This window comes from Pedococcus sp. NPDC057267, assembly GCF_042668795.1.
Taxonomy (GTDB): domain Bacteria; phylum Actinomycetota; class Actinomycetes; order Actinomycetales; family Dermatophilaceae; genus Pedococcus.
Genome location: NZ_JBHUYG010000156.1, coordinates 1 through 5,839 on the forward strand (window position 1 = coordinate 1; position 5,839 = coordinate 5,839).

At 72.6% G+C, this 5,839-nt stretch carries 5 protein-coding genes; 4 read left to right on the forward strand and 1 reads right to left on the reverse strand.

The genetic code is table 11. The features are described from left to right. The first annotated feature begins 140 nt into the window (after positions 1-140). From ACFUC1_RS20020 to ACFUC1_RS20030, 3 genes are all read left to right on the forward strand, one after another. Entirely contained in the window at positions 141-1,424 is a 1,284-nt protein-coding gene (locus tag ACFUC1_RS20020) for an alkaline phosphatase family protein (protein ID WP_379122970.1), read from the forward strand. Then, complete coding sequence (locus ACFUC1_RS20025) at positions 1,424-2,659, forward strand: alkaline phosphatase family protein (protein ID WP_379122972.1); 1,236 nt, start codon at positions 1,424-1,426, stop codon at positions 2,657-2,659. The genes ACFUC1_RS20020 and ACFUC1_RS20025 overlap by 1 nt, the downstream gene beginning before the upstream one ends. Positions 2,660-2,897: 238 nt before the next feature. Then, positions 2,898-3,323 (forward strand): SRPBCC domain-containing protein, encoded by a 426-nt coding sequence (locus ACFUC1_RS20030; RefSeq protein WP_379122974.1) that lies wholly within the window; start codon positions 2,898-2,900, stop codon positions 3,321-3,323. Positions 3,324-3,434: 111 nt separating this feature from the next. On the opposite strand, the gene ACFUC1_RS20035 is transcribed toward ACFUC1_RS20030, so the two are convergent. Beyond that, a complete protein-coding gene (locus ACFUC1_RS20035) occupies positions 3,435-4,781 on the reverse strand; it encodes an MFS transporter (RefSeq protein ID WP_379122976.1) in 1,347 nt (448 codons plus the stop codon). A gap of 158 nt (positions 4,782-4,939) precedes the next feature. Between ACFUC1_RS20035 and ACFUC1_RS20040 the strand changes: the two genes are divergently transcribed. Continuing rightward, positions 4,940-5,815, forward strand: coding sequence for a LysR substrate-binding domain-containing protein (locus tag ACFUC1_RS20040; protein WP_379122978.1), 876 nt, complete (start codon positions 4,940-4,942; stop codon positions 5,813-5,815). Positions 5,816-5,839 lie beyond the last annotated feature (24 nt).

A 5,839-nucleotide genomic window follows, 5' to 3' on the forward strand; every position in this document is an offset into this window, starting at 1 on the left:
GTTCCACGCGAACCGGCCGCCCCGCGTCCGTGTGGGGCACCTCACGCCGAGATCGAATGGCGCGTTCCCGCCCGGTGAACCGCGGGTGAACTTGCCTGTGCCGCCGTGACTTTCGCGCCACAGGCTGCGTTGCTCGATACATGGACATCACGCGCAGACACCTGATCGCGGGTGCAGGAGCCGCCCTCGGCGCATCCGCGCTGGGACTCCCCGAGGCCGCTGCGGCGGCCACCGCGACGACCACGTCGAGCACTGCGACCACAGCACTGCCCGACCCCGGTGCCAGCGGCATCGAGCACATCGTCGTCGTGATGATGGAGAACCGCTCCTTCGACCACTACCTCGGCTGGCTGCCTGGTGCGCGGGGCAGGCAGGCCGGGCTGACCTACGTCGACCGGTACGGCGTGCCGCACCAGACCCACCACCTCACCGACACCCAGGGGTGTGCGCACCCGGACCCGGACCACTCCTTCGAGGGTGGTCGGGTCGAGTACAACGACGGGAAGTGCGACGGCTGGCTCAAGGCCGGGGACAACGACGAGTTCGCGATCGGCTACTACACCGACGCCGACCTCGCCTTCTACGGCCGGGCCGCCCGCGACTGGACGGTGTGCGACAACTACTTCTCGGCCATCCTCGCCGAGACCTACCCGAACCGGTTCTACCAGCACGCCGCCCAGACCGACCGCATCCACAACTCGACGACCATCGCGACGATGCCGACGATCTGGGACCGGCTGGTGCAGGCCGGTGTGAGCGGCACGTACTACTTCTCCGACACCCCCTTCACCGCACTGTGGGGGAGCAGGTACCTCGACATCTCCAAGCCCTACGCGCAGTTCCTCGGCGACGCGAAGGCAGGGATCCTCCCGGCGGTGAGCTTCGTCGACCCGAAGTTCCTCGACGAGGGCACGGGCTCGAGCGCCGACGACCACCCGCACGCCGACATCCGAGCCGGCCAGTACTTCCTCGACCAGGTCTACGAGGCGGTGACGACCGGGCCCGGGTGGGAGAAGACCGTGCTGGTCGTGAACTACGACGAGTGGGGCGGCTTCTTCGACCACGTGCCGCCGACCACCGCACCCGACGCGCACCCGGAGTGGGGCATGCGGGGGTTCCGGGTGCCGTGCCTCGTGGTGTCGCCGCTCGCCCGGCGCGGGTACGTCGCCAAGGACGTCTACGACCACACCTCGGTCCTGAAGATGATCGAGTGGCGGCACGGACTGGCCCCGCTGACACCGCGGGACGCCGCAGCGCGCAACCTCGCCGAGGTCCTCGACTTCGCCAGCGTGCCGGACCTGCAGGCGCCGACGTATGCCGTGCCCCCGTTCGTCGGGACGCCCTGCCCGCCGGCGGGGTTCGCCGACTACGAGGACTGGCACGCCCTCGCCGACCTTGCCAAGGCCAACGGATGGAGCCTGTGATGACGCACCCCCTGCCCCGGCGCACCCCCGCCCGCGTCCGGACGACGCGCACTCGTGCCCGCACACCCTCGGCTGCCCGCACCCGCACGGCCGTCGCCGTGGCCGCGCTCGTCGCACTCGTGGCCGGCGTCGCCGCAGCGACTGTCGGCGCCTCCCCGGCCGGTGCAGCCACCAGTGCCGGCGCAGCCAGCGCCACCGGCGCGGCCACCGCTACCGGCACCGCATCGGCGTCCTACCTACCGCCTGCCAGGCACGTCTTCGTCATCAACCTCGAGAACAAGGGCTACGACGAGACGTGGGGCCCCGGATCGGCCGCGCCCTACCTCTCGCAGACCCTGAGGGCGAAAGGGAACCTGCTGGCCCAGTACTACGGCACCGCCCACAACAGCCTGCCGAACTACGTCGCCCAGGTCACCGGCCAGGGCCCCAACGCCCAGACGCAGGCCGACTGCCAGGTCTACAGCGACTTCGTGGGGGCCGGGACCGTCCCGCCGGGACAGGCGGTCGGCGACGGCTGCGTCTACCCCGCCTCGGTGCCGTCCCTGCCGCAGCAGCTCGACCGGGCCGGGCTCACCTGGCGCGGCTACATGGAGGACATGGGCACGCCCTGCCGCCACCCGGCCCTGGACAGCGCCGACGACACCCAGAAGGCGCGCGTCGGGGACCAGTACGCGGCCAGGCACAACCCGTTCGTCTACCTCCACTCGGTCGTCGACGACCCGGCATACTGCGCCTCCCACGACGTCGACCTCAACCAGCTGTCCACCGACCTGGCCTCGACCTCGACGACACGCAACCTCACGTACATCACGCCGAACCTCTGCCACGACGGGCACGACTCCCCGTGCGTCGACGGCGAGCCCGGTGGCCTGGCGTCGGCCGACGCGTGGCTCCGCCAGACGGTGCCGACCATCCTCGGGTCACCGGCGTACAAGCAGGACGGCGTGCTGGTCATCACGTTCGACGAGTCGGACGGTCCGCAGAGCGACGCGACCGCCTGCTGCGGCGAGGGCCCCGGCCCGAACGCGCCGCTGCCGGGCATCACCGGGATGGGTGGCGGGCGCGTGGGTGCCCTCGTGCTCTCGCCGTTCGTGAAGCCCGGGAGCGTGAGCAGCACGCCGTACAACCACTACTCCCTGCTGGCCAGCATCGAGGACCTCTTCGGGCAGGACCACCTCGGGTATGCCGGCCAGGCGGGCCTCAACCGGTTCGGGCTCGACGTCTACAACGGCTGACGACCGGCAGACCTGGACACCGCCGACGGGGTGGCCGGTTCGGGGTGGCCGGTTCGGGGTGGCCGGTCCGGGGTGGCCGGTCCGGACAGGGACCGGCCGCCCCGCGGCATCCCGGGCCCGAGGTGGCCCGGCGGGGGATTGCCCCCACCGGGCCATTGCCAAGGACCCCGTCCGCGCGGTCGACTGTGGGGGTGGGTGCTGCCCACCCGGGGCGGTGCCGCTGCACACGGAGGTACCCATGAGCACTGAGGTCGACGCGCTGCCCGACGACACCGAGGCCGGCGAGCCGGAGGCGGGCGTGCACGCCACCGCCACGATGGCCGCCGGTCCCGCGAAGGTGTGGGAGCACCTCATCAGCCCCGCCGGCACCGAGGCGCTCCTCGGCGACGGTGCCCGTCTCGGCAGCAAGGGGGAGCCGTGGCACGCCGCCGACGGCACCCACGGGGTCGTCCGCAGCTACCACCCGCTCGAGCAGGTCCGGGTCTCCTGGCACCCGGACGAGGACGGGCCGCTCAGCATGCTCGACGTGCAGCTGCGCCCCGACGGGGACGGCACGCGCGTCGACCTCTACCACGAGGGCCGCGGCATCGCCGGGGACCCGCGCGGCGACCAGCAGCACTGGGTCGACGCCCTCGGCCGGCTCGCCGACGGCATGACCGGCTGACCGGCTGGCGGGCACCACGCACCGGCGGGCTCCCGCACTGGACCGCTGCCCTGCCGTCACGCCGGGAACGGCTGCCCTGCCCTCGAGCAGGGAGGACGCGGCGACGCCTCGTCAGTGGCTGCGGGGAACCAGCGACGGGCGGGGGAGCCGCACCGACACCGACGTGAGCCCGAGCCGCAGCGACGCCGCCCGGGCCAGGTGCCGGCACACCAGCACCGTGACCACCGCGGGCACCGCACCCGAGGCGAGCAGCGCTGCCCGCGGGCCGTACGCCTCGGCCAGCCACCCGACGACCGGTCCACCGACCGCGCCGCTGCCGATGAACACCAGCATGTACACGCCGACGACCCGGCCCCGCAGGTGGTCGGTCGCCGCGAGCTGCACGAGCGACTGGGCGGAGGTGAGGAAGCCGAGGTTGGCGGCGCCGACGGCCACGAGCAGCACCGCGAACAGCAGCTGGCCCGGGGCCAGGGCCGCGACGAGCAGGGCCGTCGCGAGAGCCGTCCCCGCCTTGCCGATGGTCCGCAGCCGCAGCGGCCGGGTGCGCCGCGCGGTGGTCAGGGCACCGCCGAGCGCGCCCAGCGCCACCACACCGTTGAGCAGCCCCAGCCCCGAGGCGCCGGAGTGGAACTCGTCCTTGGCGAACGCCGCGAGCGTCACGGGCAGGCTGATGGTGAAGAACCCGAACGCGCCCACCATCACGACGGGCCACAGCACGGTCGGCGTCGACACGGCATACCGCAGGCCGTCGCGGACCCCTGGCCGTCCGGCTCCCTCGGCAGTGGCAGCGAGGTGCCGCGCCCGGGTGTCGGCACGCGTCGGGGTGCCGCGCATGAGGAGCAGTGCCGTGAGCGGCGCGGTGAACGTCGCGGCGTTGACCGCGAACGCCCAGCCCGCGCCGACGGTGCCCATGAGGACACCACCGATGACCGGGCCCGCCATGGCGCCGATCTGGAACGTGGAGGAGACGAGGCTGATCGCGTTGGGCAGCTGCGACCCGGGGACGACCTCGGAGACGAACGACTGCCGGGTCGGGTTGTCGACGGCGGCGACGACGCCGAGGACGCCGGCAAGGACGAAGACGTGCCAGACCTGGACACGCCCGCTCAGGGCGAGGACGGCGAGGATGGCCGCGGTCGCAGCCATCGACAGCTGGGTGATGAGCAGGATCAGCCGCTTGGGCAGCCGGTCGGCCAGGAGTCCGGCGTGCAGGCCGAACACCAGGGTGGGCACGAACTGGCACGCGGTGGTGATCCCGACCGCTGTCGGGCTGTTGGTGAGGGTCAGCACGAGCCAGTCCTGCGCGATGCGCTGGATCCACCCGCCGGTGCCCGAGACGAGCAGCCCGGAGAGCAGGAGCCGGAAGTTCCGGTTGGCGAGGGAGGGGAAGGTCCGCGAGAAGTGTTGCGGGAGAAGAGGTCTGGAGATTCGGACAGAGGCGGCGTCGGTGGAGCTCAAGGGGTCGTCCTGGCGAGTGGCGTCGGGTGGTGGAGTCGTACGGTGGACAGCAACAGGGTCCAGTGTCCTCCCCGTCGGCAGCGGAAGCGCTATCGTTTCCGGGAATCAGTTCTATAAGTGACATTGCGTTTCGTGATGACCGTCCAGGAAGAGCCACCGTGTACGACCCCGAGCTGCTGAGGACTTTCCTCGCCGTCGTCCAGTCGCTGAGCTTCACGCGGGCCGCCCAGTCGCTGGGCCTCAGCCAGCCCACTGTCAGCCAGCACGTGCGCCGGCTCGAGGAGGCGGCCGGACGGCCGCTGCTGGTGCGCGACACCCGCAGCGTCGCGCTGACCTCCGACGGCGAGGCGATGGCGGGGTTCGCGCGCGAGATCCTCGCCGTGCAGGACCGCGCCGTCGGCTACTTCACCGGGTCGCACCTGCAGGGCCGGCTGCGCTTCGGCGTCACCGACGACCTGGCGCTGACACCGCTGCCGCGGATCCTGCGCGACTTCCGGCACCTCTACCCGCGGATCGACCTCGAGCTGACCGTGCTGCAGAACGACGGCCTCATCCGCAGGATCGAGTCGGGCCACCTCGACGTCGCGTTCGTCAAGCGCAGCCCTGGCCAGCAGCCGGCCGTCCGGGGGCAGCTCGTCCGGCGCGACCAGCTCGTCTGGTGCGGCATCGACGGCACCCGCATCGACCCGGACCAGCCGGTGCCGCTCGTCGTCTACCAGGCGCCCAGCCTCAGCCGCGCGCTCAGCGTGCAGGCGCTGGAGAAGGTCGGCCGCCGCAGCCGGATCACGTGCACCGTCCGGGGCGTCAACGGCGTGCTCGCCGCCGTCCGGGCGGGCCTGGGCATCGCCGTCCTCGCCCGCACGCTCATGCCCTCCGACCTCGTCGAGCTGCCCGCGTCCCTCGGCCTGCCGAAGCTGCCGCAGCTCGACCTCGTCCTGCTCACCCGCAAGCAGGCGCCCGCGGAGGCGGCCAAGGCGCTCACGTCCGCGATCCTGGCCAGCGGCGCCCCGCTGACCCCGGTCGCCGGCAGCTGAGGCAGCCCCGGGGGTGCGCCGGAC

Coding starts and splice junctions, on each gene's coding strand:
- ACFUC1_RS20020 (WP_379122970.1), top strand. CDS start 141: ATGGACATCACGCGCAGACACCTGATCGCGGGTGCAGGAGCCGCCCTC.
- ACFUC1_RS20025 (WP_379122972.1), top strand. CDS start 1,424: ATGACGCACCCCCTGCCCCGGCGCACCCCCGCCCGCGTCCGGACGACG.
- ACFUC1_RS20030 (WP_379122974.1), top strand. CDS start 2,898: ATGAGCACTGAGGTCGACGCGCTGCCCGACGACACCGAGGCCGGCGAG.